Origin of the sequence: Nocardioides sp., assembly GCA_037045645.1 — a bacterium.
Taxonomy (GTDB): domain Bacteria; phylum Actinomycetota; class Actinomycetes; order Propionibacteriales; family Nocardioidaceae; genus Nocardioides.
Window position 1 is genome coordinate 1 of the sequence record JBAOIH010000010.1, and the last position, 16,557, is coordinate 16,557.

Annotated in this window: 14 protein-coding genes and 1 pseudogene; 4 read left to right on the forward strand and 11 right to left on the reverse strand. The window is 67.3% G+C overall.

The window, feature by feature from the left end; genetic code table 11:
* Window positions 1–82: 82 nt before the first annotated feature.
* Window positions 83–1,534, reverse strand: coding sequence for an NAD-dependent succinate-semialdehyde dehydrogenase (locus tag V9G04_16935; protein ID MEI2714921.1), 1,452 nt, complete (start codon window positions 1,532–1,534; stop codon window positions 83–85).
* A 295-nt stretch (window positions 1,535–1,829) separates the two neighbouring features.
* Here V9G04_16935 and V9G04_16940 point away from each other — a divergent pair, with 295 nt between their 5' ends.
* The gene (locus V9G04_16940; GenBank protein MEI2714922.1) at window positions 1,830–3,920 is read left to right on the forward strand and encodes an elongation factor G-like protein EF-G2; all 2,091 of its coding nucleotides are present in this window, start codon (window positions 1,830–1,832) and stop codon (window positions 3,918–3,920) included.
* A 12-nt stretch (window positions 3,921–3,932) separates the two neighbouring features.
* Here the strand turns inward: V9G04_16940 and V9G04_16945 are convergent, their stop codons facing one another.
* From V9G04_16945 to V9G04_16960, 4 genes are read right to left on the reverse strand one after another with little or no spacing between them, the layout of a single operon-like run.
* Entirely contained in the window at window positions 3,933–5,027 is a 1,095-nt protein-coding gene (locus V9G04_16945; protein ID MEI2714923.1) for a hypothetical protein, read from the reverse strand.
* Window positions 5,024–5,860: a vWA domain-containing protein gene (locus V9G04_16950; GenBank protein ID MEI2714924.1), complete on the reverse strand. Its 837-nt coding sequence runs from the start codon at window positions 5,858–5,860 to the stop codon at window positions 5,024–5,026. Before V9G04_16950 ends, V9G04_16945 begins: the two co-directional genes overlap by 4 nt.
* A complete protein-coding gene (locus V9G04_16955) occupies window positions 5,857–6,216 on the reverse strand; it encodes a hypothetical protein (protein MEI2714925.1) in 360 nt (119 codons plus the stop codon). Before V9G04_16955 ends, V9G04_16950 begins: the two co-directional genes overlap by 4 nt.
* Window positions 6,213–9,338, reverse strand: a complete 3,126-nt coding sequence (locus tag V9G04_16960) for a serine/threonine-protein kinase (protein ID MEI2714926.1) — start codon at window positions 9,336–9,338, stop codon at window positions 6,213–6,215. The genes V9G04_16955 and V9G04_16960 overlap by 4 nt, the downstream gene beginning before the upstream one ends.
* 258 nt (window positions 9,339–9,596) lie before the next feature.
* On the opposite strand from V9G04_16960, the gene V9G04_16965 reads away from it, so the two are divergent.
* Complete coding sequence (locus tag V9G04_16965; protein ID MEI2714927.1) at window positions 9,597–10,121, forward strand: hypothetical protein; 525 nt, start codon at window positions 9,597–9,599, stop codon at window positions 10,119–10,121.
* A gap of 5 nt (window positions 10,122–10,126) precedes the next feature.
* Here V9G04_16965 and V9G04_16970 read toward each other — a convergent pair whose 3' ends face one another.
* The 3 genes and pseudogenes from V9G04_16970 to argG all read right to left on the reverse strand — a co-directional run bounded on the left by V9G04_16970 (window position 10,127) and on the right by argG (window position 14,325).
* Window positions 10,127–12,013: a penicillin-binding transpeptidase domain-containing protein gene (locus V9G04_16970; GenBank protein ID MEI2714928.1), complete on the reverse strand. Its 1,887-nt coding sequence runs from the start codon at window positions 12,011–12,013 to the stop codon at window positions 10,127–10,129.
* A gap of 246 nt (window positions 12,014–12,259) precedes the next feature.
* Window positions 12,260–12,658, reverse strand: coding sequence for a DUF5709 domain-containing protein (locus V9G04_16975; protein ID MEI2714929.1), 399 nt, complete (start codon window positions 12,656–12,658; stop codon window positions 12,260–12,262).
* Window positions 12,659–12,890: 232 nt separating this feature from the next.
* Window positions 12,891–14,325 (reverse strand): annotated as a pseudogene (argG, locus tag V9G04_16980) (argininosuccinate synthase).
* Between the two features lie 139 nt (window positions 14,326–14,464).
* On the opposite strand from argG, the gene V9G04_16985 reads away from it, so the two are divergent.
* Window positions 14,465–14,758, forward strand: a complete 294-nt coding sequence (locus V9G04_16985) for a YceI family protein (protein ID MEI2714930.1) — start codon at window positions 14,465–14,467, stop codon at window positions 14,756–14,758.
* The gene (locus V9G04_16990) at window positions 14,646–14,999 is read left to right on the forward strand and encodes a YceI family protein (protein ID MEI2714931.1); all 354 of its coding nucleotides are present in this window, start codon (window positions 14,646–14,648) and stop codon (window positions 14,997–14,999) included. Before V9G04_16985 ends, V9G04_16990 begins: the two co-directional genes overlap by 113 nt.
* Window positions 15,000–15,176: 177 nt before the next feature.
* On the opposite strand, the gene V9G04_16995 is transcribed toward V9G04_16990, so the two are convergent.
* Genes V9G04_16995 through V9G04_17005 form a run of 3 tightly spaced genes read right to left on the reverse strand, consistent with a single transcriptional unit; the run spans window position 15,177 to window position 16,548 of the window.
* Window positions 15,177–15,803, reverse strand: coding sequence for a hypothetical protein (locus V9G04_16995; GenBank protein ID MEI2714932.1), 627 nt, complete (start codon window positions 15,801–15,803; stop codon window positions 15,177–15,179).
* Entirely contained in the window at window positions 15,803–16,399 is a 597-nt protein-coding gene (locus V9G04_17000) for a hypothetical protein (GenBank protein ID MEI2714933.1), read from the reverse strand. Before V9G04_17000 ends, V9G04_16995 begins: the two co-directional genes overlap by 1 nt.
* Complete coding sequence (locus tag V9G04_17005; GenBank protein ID MEI2714934.1) at window positions 16,372–16,548, reverse strand: hypothetical protein; 177 nt, start codon at window positions 16,546–16,548, stop codon at window positions 16,372–16,374. The genes V9G04_17000 and V9G04_17005 overlap by 28 nt, the downstream gene beginning before the upstream one ends.
* Window positions 16,549–16,557: the final 9 nt, after the last annotated feature.

Consider the following 16,557-nt stretch of genomic DNA (forward strand, 5'->3'; position numbering starts at 1 on the left):
GGGTGTCACTCACCGGCTCACCTTATGCGTGCACCGCGCTCGGCTGGCGGACCCTCTGCCCGCGAACTACACCGGCAGCGAACTACACCGGCAGCGCGACGTACGTCGTGTCGAGGTATTCCTCGATCCCCTCGAAGCCGCCCTCGCGACCGAAACCGCTGTGCTTGACTCCACCGAACGGCGCCGCTGCGTTGGAGACGATGCCGGTGTTGATGCCGACCATGCCGAACTGCAACTCCTCCGACAGCCGGATCGTGCGCGTCATGTCACGGGTGAAGACATAGGCGACCAGGCCGTACTCGGTGTCGTTGGCGCGGCGTACGGCCTCGGCCTCGTCGGTGAAAGTGGTGATCGGCGCGACCGGACCGAAGATCTCCTCCTTGTTGATCTCGGCCTCTGCCGGCACACCCACCAGGACCGTCGGCGCGTAGAAACTGCCGTTCTTGAGGGACTCGTCATCGGGTACGCCACCACCGGTCACCACGCGGGCGCCGTCATGGATGGCGTCGGTGACCAGTTGCGAGACCGACTCGACCGCGCGAGAGTCGATCAGCGGACCGACCTGGACACCCTCGTCTTGGCCACGCCCGACCTTGAGGGCACCCATCTTGGCCGCCAACTTCTCGGCGAACTCGGACGCCACCGACTCGTGGGCCAGGAACCGGTTGGCGGCCGTACACGCCTCGCCCATGTTGCGCATCTTGGCCAGCATCGCGCCTTCGACGGCCGCGTCGACGTCGGCATCCTCGAAGACCAGGAACGGCGCGTTGCCGCCAAGCTCCATGCTCATCCGCTGCAACTCACCGGCCGATTGCGCGACGAGCAGCTTGCCCACCGGCGTGGAGCCGGTGAAGCTCACCTTGCGCAGGCGGCTGTCGGCCATCAGCGTCTTGCTGAGCGCACCGGAGTTGTGAGTGGTCACGACGTTGAGTACGCCCGGGGGCAGCCCCGCCTCGGTCATCGTCTCGGCCAGCTTCAGCGTCGTCAGGGGGGTGAGCTCGGCGGGCTTGACCACCATCGTGCATCCCGCGGCGACGGCCGGGCCGATCTTGCGCGTGCCCATCGCGAGCGGGAAGTTCCACGGCAGCAGGAAGAGACACGGGCCGACGGGCTTCTTCATCGTCAGCAACCGGGTGCCACCGGCCGGGTTGTGCATCCAGGTGCCGGAGATGCGTACGGCCTCCTCGGCGAACCAGCGGAAGAACTCTGCGGCGTACGCGACCTCGCCCTTCGCCTCGGCGACCGGCTTGCCCATCTCCAGGCTCATCAGCTCGGCGTAGTCGTCGGCGTCGCGCTGCAACAACTCGAAGGCCCGGCGCAGGATCTCGCTGCGCTCGCGAGGAGCCGTACGACGCCAGTCGTCCTGCACCGCGACCGCGGCGTCCAGCGCATCGAGGGCGTCGCCCTCGTCGCCATCGGAGACCTCCGCGAGCACGCTGCCATCGGCGGGGTCATAGACCTTGAACCGGGCACCTGATTCGGCCTCGCGCCAGTGGCCGTTGATGAACAGGTCGCGTCGTACATCCAGCGTCATAGGGCCACTGTGTCACCACCTGACACCCACGCGCATCCCGATCCCCGCGGCGCGAATTCTCGAACAGGAAAACTTGTCCCAATCGCCTGACGCAGAGCCGCAACGGTGCCACAGTTGCCCCGTCGGGGGGTGAACCCTGACGCCAGTGGCGGGCCCTTGCTGACCCCATGCATCGAGGGCCTGCCACGCCCGTCTCCGGCTGCGTCTGCCGCTGCCCCTCCGGCTGCCGGCGATGTTGCGCAACAGACACGCGTACCTCTTGCTTTCGCCACTCCCGAGGAGAAGTTTGGGAGCCATGGCAGACAAGAGTGCACAGCGCAGACAACCCGGCCAGGACCTGTCGGTCTCCTCCCCCGATCAGATCCGCAACGTGGTGCTCGTCGGACCGGCCGGTTCGGGAAAGACCACCCTCATCGAGACCCTCCTGGTCTCCGCGGGTGCGCTTCCCCGGGCCGGTTCGGTGCTTGACGGCACGACCGTGTGCGACTTCGAGGACGCCGAACACGCCCACCAGAGGTCGCTGTCGGTCGCGGTCGCGCCGGTCGTGCACCAGGGCGTCAAGATCAACTTCCTCGACACCCCCGGCTACGCCGACTTCGTCGGTGAACTTCGCGCCGGGCTGCGGGCCGCGGACTGCGCCCTGTTCGTGATCGCCGCAAACGAGCAGGTCGACGCGGCGACCCGGGCCATCTGGCGCGAATGCGCCGACGTGTCCATGCCGCGTGCCGTCGTGATCACCAAACTCGACCAGCAGCGAGCGGACTACGACACCGTGCTGCTGGAGGCACAGGACGCCTTCGGCGACAAGGTGCTGCCATCGCACGTCCCAGTACGCGACGGTGACGAGGTCACGGCCTTGGCCAATCTGCTCTCTCCTGGTGACGACGAGGATCTGCGGGGGCAATTCATCGAAGGCGTGATCGAGGAGTCGGCCGACGAGACGCTCATGGATCGCTATCTCGGTGGCGAGGAGATCGACGAGAAGGTGCTGCTGAGCGACCTGGAGACGGCCGTCGCGCGCGCCACGTTCCACCCGGTCATCCCGGTCTGCTCGATGACGGGTGTGGGCACGACCGAGTTGCTCGACCTGGTCGTACGCGCGTTCCCGCATCCGGCCGCACATCCGATGCCGGCGGCCTTCACGCCGTCGGGCGCGGCTGGTCCGGCCTTGGCATGTGATCCGGCCGGGCCACTGGTGGCGGAGGTCGTCAAGACGACCAGCGATCCGTACGTCGGCCGGATCTCCTTGGTGCGCGTCTTCTCGGGCACGCTGACCGCGGATTCGACACTGCATGTCAGCGGACACTTCTCGTCCTTCTTCGGGACCCACGCACAGGCCGATCACGACGAGGACACCCGCATCGGCGCGCTGTCGTACCCGTTCGGTCGCCACCAGGAGCCGGCCGAATCCGTGGTCGCGGGCGACCTCTGCTCGATCGCGCGACTCACCGTGGCAGAGACCGGCGACACGTTGTCGTCGCCGGAGCAGCCGGTCGTACTCAAGCCCTGGACGATGCCCGAGGCGCTGCTGCCGACGGCGATCGTGGCGCGGTCGAAGGCGGACGAGGACAAGATGTCGACGGCGTTGTCCCGGGTCGTGGCCGAAGACCCGTCGCTGCGGATCGAGCACAACGCCGAGACCCACCAGATCGTGCTGTGGTCGCTGGGCGAATCCCACCTCGACGTCACGTTGGAACGCCTGTCGACCCGCTATGGCGTGTCGGTCGACCAGGAGCCCTATCTGGTGTCGTTGCGCGAGACCTTCGCGTCGCCTGCGTCCGGGCACGGACGGCACGTCAAGCAGTCGGGCGGGCACGGCCAGTTCGCCGTGTGCGACGTGACGGTGGAGCCGTTGCCCGCGGGGTCCGGCTTCGAGTTCGTCGACAAGGTCGTCGGTGGCGCGGTCCCGCGCAACTACATCCCGTCGGTCGAGAAGGGGATCGTCGCCCAGATGGCGCGCGGAGTCCGGGCCGGGTATCCGGTGGTGGACCTGCGCGTCACGCTGACCGACGGCAAGGCGCATGCGGTCGACTCCTCCGACATGGCCTTCCAGACGGCCGGGGCGTTGGCGCTGCGCGAGGCCGCGGCGGCCACCTCGGTGACGTTGCTGGAGCCGTACGACACCGTGTCCGTGCTGGTGCCCGACGACCTGGTCGGTCACGTGATGAGCGACCTGTCGGCGCGCCGAGGGCGTCTGCTCGGCACGGACAACCTGGGGACCGATCTGACCGAGATCAAGGCAGAAGTGCCACAGACCGAACTGGTGCGGTATGCGATCGACCTACGTTCCTCCACGCACGGCGCGGGGACGTTCACGCGGTCGTTCGCGCACTATGAGCCGATGCCCGAGGAACTCGCCAAGGGGGTCGCGCCGCGGGTGGGGTGAGTCTGGAGTCGACTAGCCGATGGGCAGCGGTCTGATCACCGTGGTCTCGCCGTCACCTGCTGGAGGTGGCGGCGTCGGCGCCCACAAGACCACGAGGGTCATGTCGTCATTCTGGATCGTGCCGGCGCGACGAGCTTCGCCGATCCGCTCGGTGATCGCCGCCCCGTCTCGACTCAACAGCAGCTGCCACACGGGAGCGCCGGCCTCGTGGGCAGCGAGTGCCCAGTGACCGAGTTCGTCACTCATCAGCAACCAGCAATCACCTGAACGCATGCGCCCCTCGATGGAGCGCAGGGGCGGCGGGTCCTGCGCCCCGCTCCGCAGCAGTTCGGGGGCGAACTCGAAGCCTCCGCTGGCGGCGATCGGGAAACTGGTCAACAGTTCGAGGGCGCCGACCCCGGGCCGCAGGTGCACGACGATCGAATCGCCCACCGCCACCGCACGCCAACGTGGGCCTGACTCGGACTCCATGAGCGTGACACCCACGAATGTCGCGTGGGATTCGAGCCCGTTGGCAGAATCACCCCACCAGCCCTCCACGTTCTCGGCCTCGGGAAAAGAGGCGACGACCCGACCGAGCCACGCCTCCACCGCTGTGTTGTCAGCAGGTGGCGGCGCGGCTACGAAACTGTCGCACAGGTGTCGAGACCACTCACCTGCCCGGAACGAACTGGACGCGCCGTCGCTGACCGCCGCCCAACGCCCCGCCCTGTCGATCGCGGCCGCGTCGTCGTTTTCGTCAGGCGCCGAGCCTTCCTTGGCCACGGTGAAGCGCCACGCCCCGCGTGCTTCGGGCTGCGGCTCGTACGGCGACGGGGCCGGCTGCCGATCGACCCGTGGTGGCCGTGCCGCTATCGGGACCTGCGCACTCTGCGTCACCTCTGCACGAGCGAGACTCCTGACCGACGCGGGGCGGCCGGGCGCCCGCACCAGCGTGCCGGCCAACAAGGCTCCGGCACCGGCCCCAACCATCGAGAGCACCAGGAAGGCCCAGGGGTGGCGCTGTACCGCGTCGCTGAGGTTGGCGGCACCGAGCAGCAGGAGCAGCCAGATCGTCAGGGAAGCGACCCACCCGACACTGGTGCGACGACTTGCGGCCGGGTTCATCCGATACGTCCGATGCTGGTGCCAACGTTGAGGAACTGAGCCAGCGACTTCAGGTCCGCGTTATAGGCGAAACCTCGCGATCCTGGCTGCACCGCAAGGCCATGAGCACGCGCCGCATCCACCATCTTGGGGGGCAACTGCGAACTCATCGAGAAGAGCCTGTGCGCATTCACGGTCTCCAGATCGTCCGTCGTCGAAGGGAACACCACCGGCCGGTGTTGGAACTGAGAGATGTGGACGTTGAAGAAGAGCACTTCTCCATCCGTCGTCCGCAGGCTTCGCAACCGATCAGCCCACACGCCTGGATCGCCGTCCGTGGGCTGCCCGTCGCTGAGGTTGATCACGATCGGGGGGAACGCGGTCGGATGCTGAGTGACCCAGGTATGGCACACGCGACCCGCATAGTCGAGTGCCGCACACATCGGTGTGCCGCCGCCGTGCTTGGGTTCGATCCAGACCGGCATATTCACCATCGCGCCGGTGCTGGCATTGCGCTGTTTGCCGATGCGCAGCGGGGATTGCGCCAACACCGTCGTGGAGTACGGGCCGGTCGGATGCTGCGGAATCCGCAGGGCAGTGCCGACCCGGGCCTCTGTTCCGGATCCCCCTTGATAGCCGACCACCTCGACGAAGAAGTACGGCCGGGGTGGCTCGCGCGGTGTCTTCACACACCGCAGCACCAGTTCATAGAGCAGGCTGTTGAGTTGCTCGGCCACCACGGAGGCTTTCGGGTCGTTGGTCCCCGCGATGCCCATCTTCATCGAGTCCGACTGATCGACGAGGATCACGATCAGTGCGGGATTGGCTCGGTCGATGCGCTGCTCGTGGCTCATTGGGGTGCTCCTGGTGCGGCCGGTTCGCCGCCGTGGGTGTTCGTGACCGTGGCCTGGCCGGCTTCCTTGCTCGGCACAGGCGCGTGGCCGCCTTGCTCCGCGTCCGGCGTCGTCATGTCCGTCGCGGTGCTCGTCGACCGGAACGGGCCGAAGAACAACGAGGGGGTGGCGGTGGGGGTCGCCGTCGGCGCTGCTGCGGTCACCGTCACGGTCACCGGACCAGCGGACGGCGCCGGTTTCCTCGGCGCTGGGACGGTCGGACTGTTGCCGAGGACTACAACGCCGACGATCCCGACCAGGAGCGAAACCGCAGCACCGACAGCGGCACCCAGGACTCGTACGAGCACCCCCATCACACACCTGCCTTGGTGCGAATGCGCAGGTAGGTGTCGGCGACTCGGATCACGTCTCCGTCGTGAAGCTGGACCGACTCGCCCACCGATCGGGTCACGCCGTTCAGCTCGATCGGGCGCTGGGGATTCAGGGTGAGGCCTGCTGCACCGGCCGACAGATAGGCCCACGGCATGTCCCCAGTGCCTTCGACGCGGACCCGGTGGGCACCAACGCCGCCGAGGTCGATGACTTCGCGGTCCACCACCACCTCGTGTCCTGCCCCGGGGCCCTCGATCAGGTCGACCCAGAACCGTCGGGTCACCCGGTCGGCGAGGCCGATCGCCAGACCGATGACGACGCACGCCAGGAAAATCGCCACCGAGAGAAAGGCCGACGGCGTCATGTCCAGCCCATAACGCTGGTCCAACCTGGAATAGATCATGAAGGGCCGGACAGCCGCGTGCAGGGCACCTCCCAGCGCTCCACCGACGAGTCCCCCGATCACGCCGGCTGCGACAGCGCGACCACTGCGACGCAACAGGCCCACGACCACGCCAATGCCGACGGCCTCGAGAACCCACGCCGACAGCACGGCCATCGCGGGTGCCACCACGGGTTGGAAGTCGGTATCACTCCCACTCCGGCTCACCAGGTAGAACACCAGCGCGGACAGCAACGAGACCGGGATCGACAACGCGGCTGCGCCGGCGCCCTGACGTACGCTGGCCGCAAGGTCACCACGGATCACGACGCCAGCACCGGCAAGCGCCCCAGCCAGGGCCATGCCGACCACCACGAGAAAGACGCCGCCCGCCGACGATGACCCTCCGAGGATCGCCCACACCAGCACCTGGAGCACACACACGACCAGTCCGGCCACGAGGCCGGCGGTCGCGCCGACAACGGGCGCGCTCCACACCACTCTCTGACCGGCGCCGAACCGAGCGGGGTCACTGCCCGGCCGACCAGCATCCCCGTAGTCCCGAGTCCCTGTCTCTCTTGCGCCCGGTGAACCGGCGACCGCGCCGTCGTCCCACCACTGGTCGGCAGCGGCCGGGGTAGCGGCGGGAGTCGGAATCGAGTACGCCAGCGCGGTTGCGGCAGTGGCTTCGGTGGGCGTGGCGTCTGTCCACCAGTCCGCCTCCGGGTTCACCGGCGGCGCAGAGTGTGCTGAGCCGTTGCTGCCTGGCGCCGGCGCGAGCACGGTCGCCGCCTCGCCGGCAGACACTGCGCCGAACGCCGCGTGATCTTGCTGCTCCGAGATCGGCAGCACCACCGTGCTGGTCTGGGGTTCACCGTGGATCGCGGTCAAGACCTGCGGCAACGTCGGTGGCCTGCTGGCGCCGCAGAACTCCTCGAGTTGGGACGCGAGACGTCGTACGTCCTGATCAGGGCTCTGCGCCAGAGCGCGCCAGACATCCGTGTTTGCCGGCTGCTCGAAGTCGGCCTGCGTAAGGATCAGATTCTCGCCATTGTGGAAACGCCACAGCCCCGGATCGACGGCGAGCGCGCGCAAGGACAGATAGCCGACGAGCAGGCTGAACGCATCCACGTCGGGTCCCCAGTCAGCCTTCGACCGCTTCGGATGCTGGAAGTTGGGATGCCCGGTCTCGGTCGGAGCGGTCGTCACACCAGGTGCATAGAAGCCGTCGAGATCGACAAGGCGGAAGACGCCTGACTCATCCACCAGAACATTGCCGCACTGGAGATCACCGTGAGCGGCTCCCTCAGCGGCAAGGTTCGCTCCCACGGCGAGCCATTCGTCGGCGTACGCCATCAGTCGCGCCGGGTCCTCGACGGCGTCGCCTACCGCGTCGTTGAGGGGAAGTCCCGGCGCCCATGGCATCAAGACCGCGGGCCAGCGGGCCCCCGAGACTTCGAGCCCGTAGTCGACCCAACGCACCGGTGCCACGCGAGGCAACGGTGCGGTCGAGAGGAACTCATCGATCTGGCGATACCGGTTGGCCGCATCGGGAGGCAGGTGGGTGAAGCAGCGCAGCGCGACCGGCCCCGAGTCGTGCTCGAGTTCGAAAACGATCGCGTTCTGACCGGTCGCGGACGCGGGCATGCCCATGATGTCCAGGGCCGGTGCCGCAGACGCGAAGGTGCCCGCACGCGGGAGCGGGCGGTCGTACGCCTGGATAGCCGAGACATAGTCAGTCGCCGTGGGCCAGCGACTGCCCCACGAGTTGCCGGCCGGTGTCGCGCTGCGCGGCACCTTGATCGCACGGAAGGCAGCCGACCAGTCATCCAGGTCGTACTCGCTGGTGTAGGTCTTGGTGACCGGCTCGTGGGGTTCGGTGACCACCTCCGCCTGCCCGAGTGCCGCATTGAGGTCTTGCCGGAACGCCTCCGCGGAGTGATGGCGATCGGCGGGGTCCTTCGCCATGGCCTTGAGGATGACGCCGCGAAGCCGCTGAGTCTGCTCGTCGGCGGCAGCGAACTCGGGCACTTGGTTTTGGATGTGCGCCAGCGCGACTTGGACATCTGTGCCGGTCCACGGGGCGCTGCCCGTCAACATCGCGTAGAGCACGCACCCCAGCGCGTACACGTCGCCGGCCTCCGTAGCCTCCTCGCCGCGATGGCGCTCCGGAGCCATGTAGCCGAGCGTGCCGATCACTCCGACGGTGCGAGTGTGCTCGGTGCCGGCGATCCGGGAGATCCCGAGATCACACAGATAGCCACGCAGTTCCCCGGTACGGCTGACGTCGAGCAGGATGTTCGACGGTTTGACGTCGCGATGGACGACGCCGGCATCGTGGGCATCTTGCAACCCACTGGCGACCTGGTCCATCAAGGCGATGGCGAGTTCCGGTGCGAGTGGGCCGTTCGCTGTCAGCCACTGCCGCAGGTCGCCCTTCGGATAGAGCTTGGTGGCGATGAACAACTGCCCGTCGAGTTCCCCCGCGTCATAGACCTGGACGATGTGCGGGCTGTCGATCCGACCCAGCGCCACCGCCTCACGCAAGAACCTGCGTCGGTATTCCGCTGAGTCGTTGAAGTCGTTTCCCAGCAACTTCAAAGCCACTGCGCGTTGGAGTTCGCGGTGCTGGGCGGCGTACACCACGCCCATGCCCCCGCGCCCGATCTGTTCAGTGATCGTGAAGGGTCCGAACATCATGCCCGTGGTCAGTGCTCCGGCCATTGCGAGCAGTCCTCCATCCTCCGTCCCGATTGACGCGCGGGACGCGAGAACACTGGCACCACATGGGGGGTCTCGGAAGGCGAACGCTGCTCCCCTAATCGGGGGAGCGCTTGCGCGGGTCGCGGGCACGAGATACTCGACCAAGCGGGGGTAAAACTTCGTTGAACCCCTTCGGGCGGGTCGCCTCTCTCAGTAGGTTCGATGGGTGATCCCGCTCGTGACCGAGTCCTGTCGGCGTTCAGCACGAAGGCATGCGCCGTGTTTCGCGTCCTGAAACGACGCCCGTCCGCGCGGATCGGCGCTGGTCTGGCAGCCACGTCGACGCAGTTGCCGTACTCACGCACAGACGCTGGTGACTGCGTCGTTGAGGCTTTCCCGGGGATCCTCATCACCAACGACGGCAACAACCTGGCCGGGCCGATCTTGGTGGACACCCACTTCAGCAGCCTGACCCCCTCGGGCGCGGAGGTCGGCACGTACAACATCTGGAACTGCGTACGCCGCAAGACGCCGTCGTGCTCAGCGACGGACTCCTATGCGGTGCACGACGCGCACTTCGGGGGAAGCGGCGGTTGCAACACGTCCCGGAAGACGAAGCTGAGTCTCGACGCACTGTCGTCGGGAGAGGCGTTCGGATTGCAGTACGACGTGACAGGCGACACCGACGTGAGGTGCACCGCAACGCTGACCATCAGGTCAGGGGGGATCCAGCGCGGGAAGTGGTCCATGTCCTTGGTGTCCGAGGGCGGCGCGACCACGATCTCGCACCTGAAGCCGTGCTGACCGACTCACCTCGACCGGAGGAACTCCTCCAGCACCGGTCCGGCCGTACGCGATCCTGACGCGCCCTCGTCGACGAACACGGCAACCGCGAGATCACCCTGAGCCGCCACCATCCAGGCGTGGGTCAGGCGCTTGCCTTCTCGGTCGAACTCGGCCGTGCCGGTCTTGGCGATCACGGGTTTCCCGGGGACATCGAGGAAACCTGAGCCGCTGCCGTCGGTGACGACGCCGCGCAACATCTCTCTCAGGGTTCCCGCCTCTTTGGATGTCAGCGGCGTCGTCTCCTCGGGCACCTCCACCGGCACGGTGGTGACGATCTGGGGCACCACGGTCTTGCCGGCGACAACACTGGCCAGCACGGTCGCCATTGCCATCGGCGAGGCCAGCACCGCCCCCTGCCCGATCAGGTCGGCAGCCGCCTCGGTCTTGCTCTCAGGCGTGGGAATCTGGCCGAAGTACGCCGGGGCACCGAGGTCGTGGTCGATGCCGAAGCCGAGGGAGGCGGCGGCTGCTTCGAGGTCGGACTTGCCCAGCGATCCGCGGGCATTGAGGAAGGCGGTGTTGCACGACTGCGCGAGGGCCGTACGCAGGGGAATCCGCCCCAGGAAAGCGCTCGGATAGTCCGAATAGTTGCCGAACGTCTTGCCGTCGACGACGGTGGTCGGCGAGCACTCCAGGCTGTCGTCGGGCGTGATCCCGGCTCGCAGCAACGCCAGGGACGACACGATCTTGAAGGTCGAGCCGGGGGCGGCTTGGCCGTACGTCGCGATGTTCACGCCGTTGGCGCCCGGCCCGCTGGCGGCGGCGAGGACGGCCCCGTCGGAGGGCCGGATCGCGACCAGCGCGGCGGCGGGTTCGAGGTCGGCAAGGGCACTCTCGGCGGCGAACTGCATGTTCTCGTCGAGCGAGGTCTTGAGAGCCGCCCCATCCTGGGCATCCACCCGGAACACCTCACGCCGGTCGCTGTCCGTGGTGACCGCGTCGACCGTGACCCCGTCGGAGCCGGCCAACTGTTCGTCGTAGCGCGCCGAGAGTCCCGAGATCCCCGCGACATCCCCGACGCTCCAACGCCCCGGCTCCTCGGCGATCATCTCGGCCGTCACCGGCCCGACGCGCCCGAGAATCGGCCGCGCGAAATCGGCGGTGGGGCCGAGCACTGCGTCGGCCCGGATCGTGCGGGCTCCGCGAATGTCACCCACTCCCCTGACCTGGGTGGGAACATCGTCGGCGCGATAGACGATCGCCTCGACGAACGCCTTGTCACCTGCCGTCCGCACCGCCTTGACGTACGGCCTGGGCTTGATGCCGACCAATTCGGCCAGTTTCCGCGCTGAGTCCGCAGCGGACTCAAAGGGGACCATCGAGCGATCGACCCCCACGCGTACGACCGGCCGCAGCGTCACCAGGGGCACATCGCGCTGCCCGGTGATCGGGCCGCGCTGGGCGGCGATGGTCTGCCGGTCGAGGACTTCGCTCTCGCTGAGCGACGGCTCAACGAGTTCGCGGCTCCAGGACGCCTGCCAGGTCTGGTTTCTGAGCACCAGGTCGGTCGTGGTGTCGTACGTCCACTCGCGGTTGCCCAAGTCCCACGACCACCTCAACGTGACGGGGGCGGTCGCCTTGTCCTGCTCTTCGACCGGTGTACCCACCTCGGCGGTCACGGTGCGCGCGACGCCGTCCATGTGCTCCACGGTGGTGCCCAACTGCTGGGTGGGATCTGCCTCGGTCGAGTCCCACTCGAGGCTGCTCAGATCGCCGTCCGCCAGCCCGGCCGCCAGCGCGAGCGCGGCCGGTTCGGGTGAGGGCAGGTCGGGTTCGTTCTTGAGCACGTCGCAGCCCGCGGTAGCGAGCAGCAGCGTGGTCGCGGCGAGGAGGGCGTACGGCGGGCGCATCGCCTGCAACCTACTGCCCTACCGGTGGTTGAGCGGCTCAGCCCCACCGGTGGTTGAGGAGGACAGCCTCGCCGGTGGTTGAGGAGGGCGCAGCCCGTCTCGAAACCACGCACCGGCGGTTGAGGAGGCCAGCCGCACCGGTGGTTGAGGAGGGCGCAGCCCGTCTCGAAACCACGCACCGGCGGTTGAGGAGGCCAGCCGCACCGGTGGTTGAGGAGGGCGAAGCCCGTCTCGAAACCACGCCCGTCAGAAGTCCTCGATCACGTGCATCGCGGCCTCCTCGGCCGACGCTCCCGCGCCATCGATGCCCACGTCGTTGACGAACCTGTCATCGGAGTCGTCGCTGGCGACCAGCCGACCCGAGCGTTGATCCCCGACCTGATCGTCGTCGAGTTCGTCCTCACTCCAGTCGTCGGCGTCGGGGTCCCACTCGGGCTCCTCCTGCTTGAGCCGCATGTCGAGCGTTTCGCCCGCGCGTTCCTCGGCGGGTGTGTTGCCGTACCCCTCCGCTACCGACCAACGATCAGGCGGGATGATCCCCTCGTCCAGCACATCACGTACGCCGTGGTGATCCAGGCTGTCCTCAGGCTGGAGCTGGTCGTCATCGTCGACGCTGTAGTCGCCGTATTCCTCGCGTTCGGTCATCGGACACCTCCGGGGTCTGGTGACACCCATCTTGCTCCTGATCGAGCGGTGATGGGCGGTGACTTTTGATACAACGCGACCAACGCGACCGATCGGACGGTCGTCCGAACAGGCTCGCCCCCAGGCCGGATCGACGGGCTTCTTCGGACGGTCGTCCGAACAGGCTCGGCCCCAGGCCGGATCGACGGGCTTCTTCGGACGGTCGTCCGAACAGGCTCGGCCCCAGGCCGGATCAGTCCGCGCCGAAGTCGAAGCTCGCCCGGTCAACCAGGCTGTCGTCGGCGTCCTTCGCGGCCTGCGGGTTGTCGGCGATCACGTCGGCACCACCACGCTCCAGTGCGCCGAGGAGTACGCCGTTCTCCACCAGCACCTGGCCCTCGTTGAGTGGCTGGGAGGCGTACGACTCGAAGCTTCGCGCGCGAGTCCGCGATGTCGAGGTTGCGCATCGTCAATTGCCCGATCCGGTCGGTCGGCCCGAAGGCCGCGTCCTCCGTACGCTCCATCGAAAGCTTGTCGGGGTGATAGCTGAAGCCCTCGCCACTGGTCGACACGATCGTGTAGTCCCAGCCGCGCCGCAGCCGCAGCGTGACCTCGCCGGTGACCAGGGAGGCGACCCAGCGCACGATCGACTCGCGCAGCATCAGCGCCTGCGGGTCGAGCCAGCGACCTTCGTAGAGCAACCGACCGAGACGACGGCCCTCCGAGTGGTAGGTCGCGATGGTGTCCTCGTTGTGGATCGCGTTGAGCAGCCGCTCGTACGTGATGTGCAGCAGCGCCATGCCCGGGGCCTCGTAGATGCCGCGGCTCTTGGCCTCGATGATCCGGTTCTCGATCTGGTCGCTCATGCCGAGACCGTGGCGACCGCCGATGGTGTTGGCCTCGTGGACCAAAGCAACCGCGTCGTCGTACGTCCTCCCGTTGATCGCGACCGGCCGACCCTTGTGGAAGCGGATGGTGACGTCCTCGGCGTCGATCTTCACGCTGTCGTCCCAATACTTCACGCCCATGATCGGCGTCACCGTCTCCAGCGAGACGTCGAGGTGCTCCAGAGTTTTCGCCTCGTGGGTGGCGCCCCAGATGTTGGCGTCGGTGGAGTACGCCTTCTCCTGGCTGTCGCGGTAAGGCAGGTTGCGGTCGGTGAGCCATTGGCTCATCTCGTGACGACCGCCGAGTTCGGTGACGAAATCCGCGTCTAGCCAAGGCTTGTAGATCCGCAAGGACGGGTTCGCGAGCAGGCCGTACCGATAGAACCGTTCGATGTCGTTGCCCTTGAAGGTCGAGCCGTCGCCCCAGATGTCAACGCCGTCCTCGTGCATGGCGCGTACGAGCAGCGTGCCGGTCACCGCGCGACCCAGCGGGGTGGTGTTGAAGTACGGACGCCCGCCGCTGCGGATGTGGAAAGCGCCGCAGGCGAGTGCGGCGAGACCCTCCTCGACCAGGGCCGCCTTGCAGTCGACGGCGCGTGAAATCTCGGCGCCGTACGCCATCGCGCGGCTGGGGACTCCCTCGATGTCGGGCTCGTCGTACTGCCCGATGTCGGCGGTGTAGGTGCACGGGATCGCGCCCTTCTCGCGCATCCAGGCGACCGCCACGGAGGTGTCGAGGCCGCCAGAGAATGCGATGCCGACCCGTTCACCGACGGGCAGCGAGGTGAGTACCTTGGACATGCGGATAACTATACGGTCGAGTGCATAGTCATGCACAAATCGGTCGGCTGAAAGATTTTTCGATTCTCGGGAATGGACTCCGGTGTGCCATGGTTCATGGGTAGTAGAAACTTTAACTACCTTCCAAAGGAGCACCACCATGAGCAACCTCACCGGCGACTACACCATCGACGCTTCGCACACGCGCCTCGGCTTCTCCGCCCGGCACGCGATGGTCACCAAGGTGCGCGGCAACTTCGAGTCCTTCGAGGGCACCGCCCACATCTCCGAGGAGAACCCGGCCGACTCGTGGGTCAAGCTCGACGATCGACGTCTCCTCGATCTCGACCGGCAACGGCGACCGCGACGGCCACCTCAAGTCGGCCGACTTCTTCGACGTCGAGACCTACCCGACCTGGACCTTCAACTCGACCTCCGTCTCGCGCGACGGTGACGACTGGGAGATCACCGGCGACCTGACCATCAAGGACGTCACCAAGCCGATCACGACCGAGTTCGAGTCGACCGGCACCGCCGTGGACCCGTTCGGCAACCACCGCGCCGGGTTCGAGGGTGACACCACCATCAACCGCAAGGACTGGGGCCTGACCTGGAACGCCGCTCTCGAGGCCGGCGGCGTGCTGGTGAGCGACAAGGTCAAGCTGGAGTTTGATATCAGCGCGATCAAGGGCTGAGGCGGAGGTGGGGCCGAGCGTGAGCGAGGTCCCGTCGGAGCCGAAGACCGCAGGGTCGCGCTGTTTCAAGACAGCGCGATCAAGGGCTGAGGCGGAGGTGGGGCCGCAGGGTCGTAGTTCCGGGCCTGACGAGGGGGCTGGCCGAGAGTTTCGGCCAACCCCCTCTCCGTGAGTGCACTAGAGAACCTCGTCGGCGCTCACCAGTCGATCAGGCTCCCAGGTGACCGTGGACACCACGGCATCCATGAGGGAGAGCATCGCCTCCGTCGCGACCTCCCACAGCACCGGCGCAGAGAACGACAACACAGCGGTGGCGCTACTGCCCTCGCAGACCAACCAATAGTCGACGTGAAGCACATCGGTCGCCCCGAGTTCCTCAGTTGCGGGGCTTCGTACGCGCATCGCCCGCGCCACCCCAAGGTGCTCGCCCTCGGCCCAGGCGCTGACGACTGAACCGTCGGCGCGCAAGAACTCGCCCAGCGACTCGGCACTCGCGAGCCCACTCGACAGCGACGACAGCCTCATGGGCATTTCTGGCAGATAGACGGCGAGCGTCAGCGGGATCGGCAATCCCGGCACAATCTCCAGCGCCAGATGGAAGGCGACCGCTCCTGCGTTGGCCGCCTGTTCGGCCGCGCTCGCGGTCGTTGCGAGCATTTCGGCTCGCACCTGCGCAAACTGATCCCCCGGCATGGCGGATTTCGTCAGGGAGCGGATCGACTGCCGCACGGTCTCCGGGGTACGCAGATCCACCCGCCACCACTTGCCCGGCAGCACGAAGGTCGGGGTCTGCACTGCGGTCATCAGACCACCTCCATTGAGTCGGCCAGGCCAAGACAGGTGGCGGCGATGTCCTCGAAGGCGGCCATATCCGACGTGCTCAGCTCCACCCGCAGAGTGACCCCGAGCCGCCCGTGGACCACTAGGGCAGCGCAACGCTCGTAGAGCTTGGCGTACGTCGACTCCTCGGGGCTGGATCCGGTCAGTAGGTCTCGACAGGTGACTGCCGGGCTGCGTTTTGATGCCCGTACGTCCACGTCGCGAGCCAGCAATCTGGCGGGAAGTTTGGCCTCGCGCAGACGCTCGGCCGCGTCGTTCACGTCGATCAGCGGGCCAAGTTCGAGCCAACCCGCCGCGATCACCCGGTCCGCGATCGTGGGGTCTGGATCGAGGGCCGCCACATAAACCCGGTCGGTCCCGGGCGGGCGCATGGCCAAGAATCGCTCCAGGTCGGCACGCAGCCGAGGCAGGAACGAGGCGGGCCGTGCGCCGTCAGCGAGAACGTTGAGGAGCCAAGCCGACGTGTCGCTGCCGGGCGGCAGTGAGTACCAGCCCTGCGGGGCTGTCCACTGGAAGTGCTGCTCTCCAGGCGTCACGCTGCCACCGACGTTCCCGCGCACACAGAGGCTCCGATGGGTTGTCCAGAAGCGCCCTGGAAGTGCTTCTCGACGATCGAGTCAACGTTGACGTCCGAGTAGTCGGTGCCCACCGGGTCCACGTCGTGGGTCACGGCGTCGTCTGTCGACCACACTGTTTCAGGGTCAATCATGCTGTCGAC

Bases quoted from the DNA above. Each gene is read 5' to 3' on its own strand.
- V9G04_16945 (MEI2714923.1), bottom strand. From the start codon at position 5,027: ATGAACCCGGCCGCAAGTCGTCGCACCAGTGTCGGGTGGGTCGCTTCC.
- V9G04_16995 (MEI2714932.1), bottom strand. From the start codon at position 15,803: ATGACCGCAGTGCAGACCCCGACCTTCGTGCTGCCGGGCAAGTGGTGG.
- V9G04_16935 (MEI2714921.1), bottom strand. From the start codon at position 1,534: ATGACGCTGGATGTACGACGCGACCTGTTCATCAACGGCCACTGGCGC.
- V9G04_16985 (MEI2714930.1), top strand. From the start codon at position 14,465: ATGAGCAACCTCACCGGCGACTACACCATCGACGCTTCGCACACGCGC.
- V9G04_16970 (MEI2714928.1), bottom strand. From the start codon at position 12,013: ATGCGCCCGCCGTACGCCCTCCTCGCCGCGACCACGCTGCTGCTCGCT.
- V9G04_16960 (MEI2714926.1), bottom strand. From the start codon at position 9,338: ATGGCCGGAGCACTGACCACGGGCATGATGTTCGGACCCTTCACGATC.
- V9G04_16950 (MEI2714924.1), bottom strand. From the start codon at position 5,860: ATGAGCCACGAGCAGCGCATCGACCGAGCCAATCCCGCACTGATCGTG.
- V9G04_16940 (MEI2714922.1), top strand. From the start codon at position 1,830: ATGGCAGACAAGAGTGCACAGCGCAGACAACCCGGCCAGGACCTGTCG.
- V9G04_17005 (MEI2714934.1), bottom strand. From the start codon at position 16,548: ATGATTGACCCTGAAACAGTGTGGTCGACAGACGACGCCGTGACCCAC.
- V9G04_16975 (MEI2714929.1), bottom strand. From the start codon at position 12,658: ATGACCGAACGCGAGGAATACGGCGACTACAGCGTCGACGATGACGAC.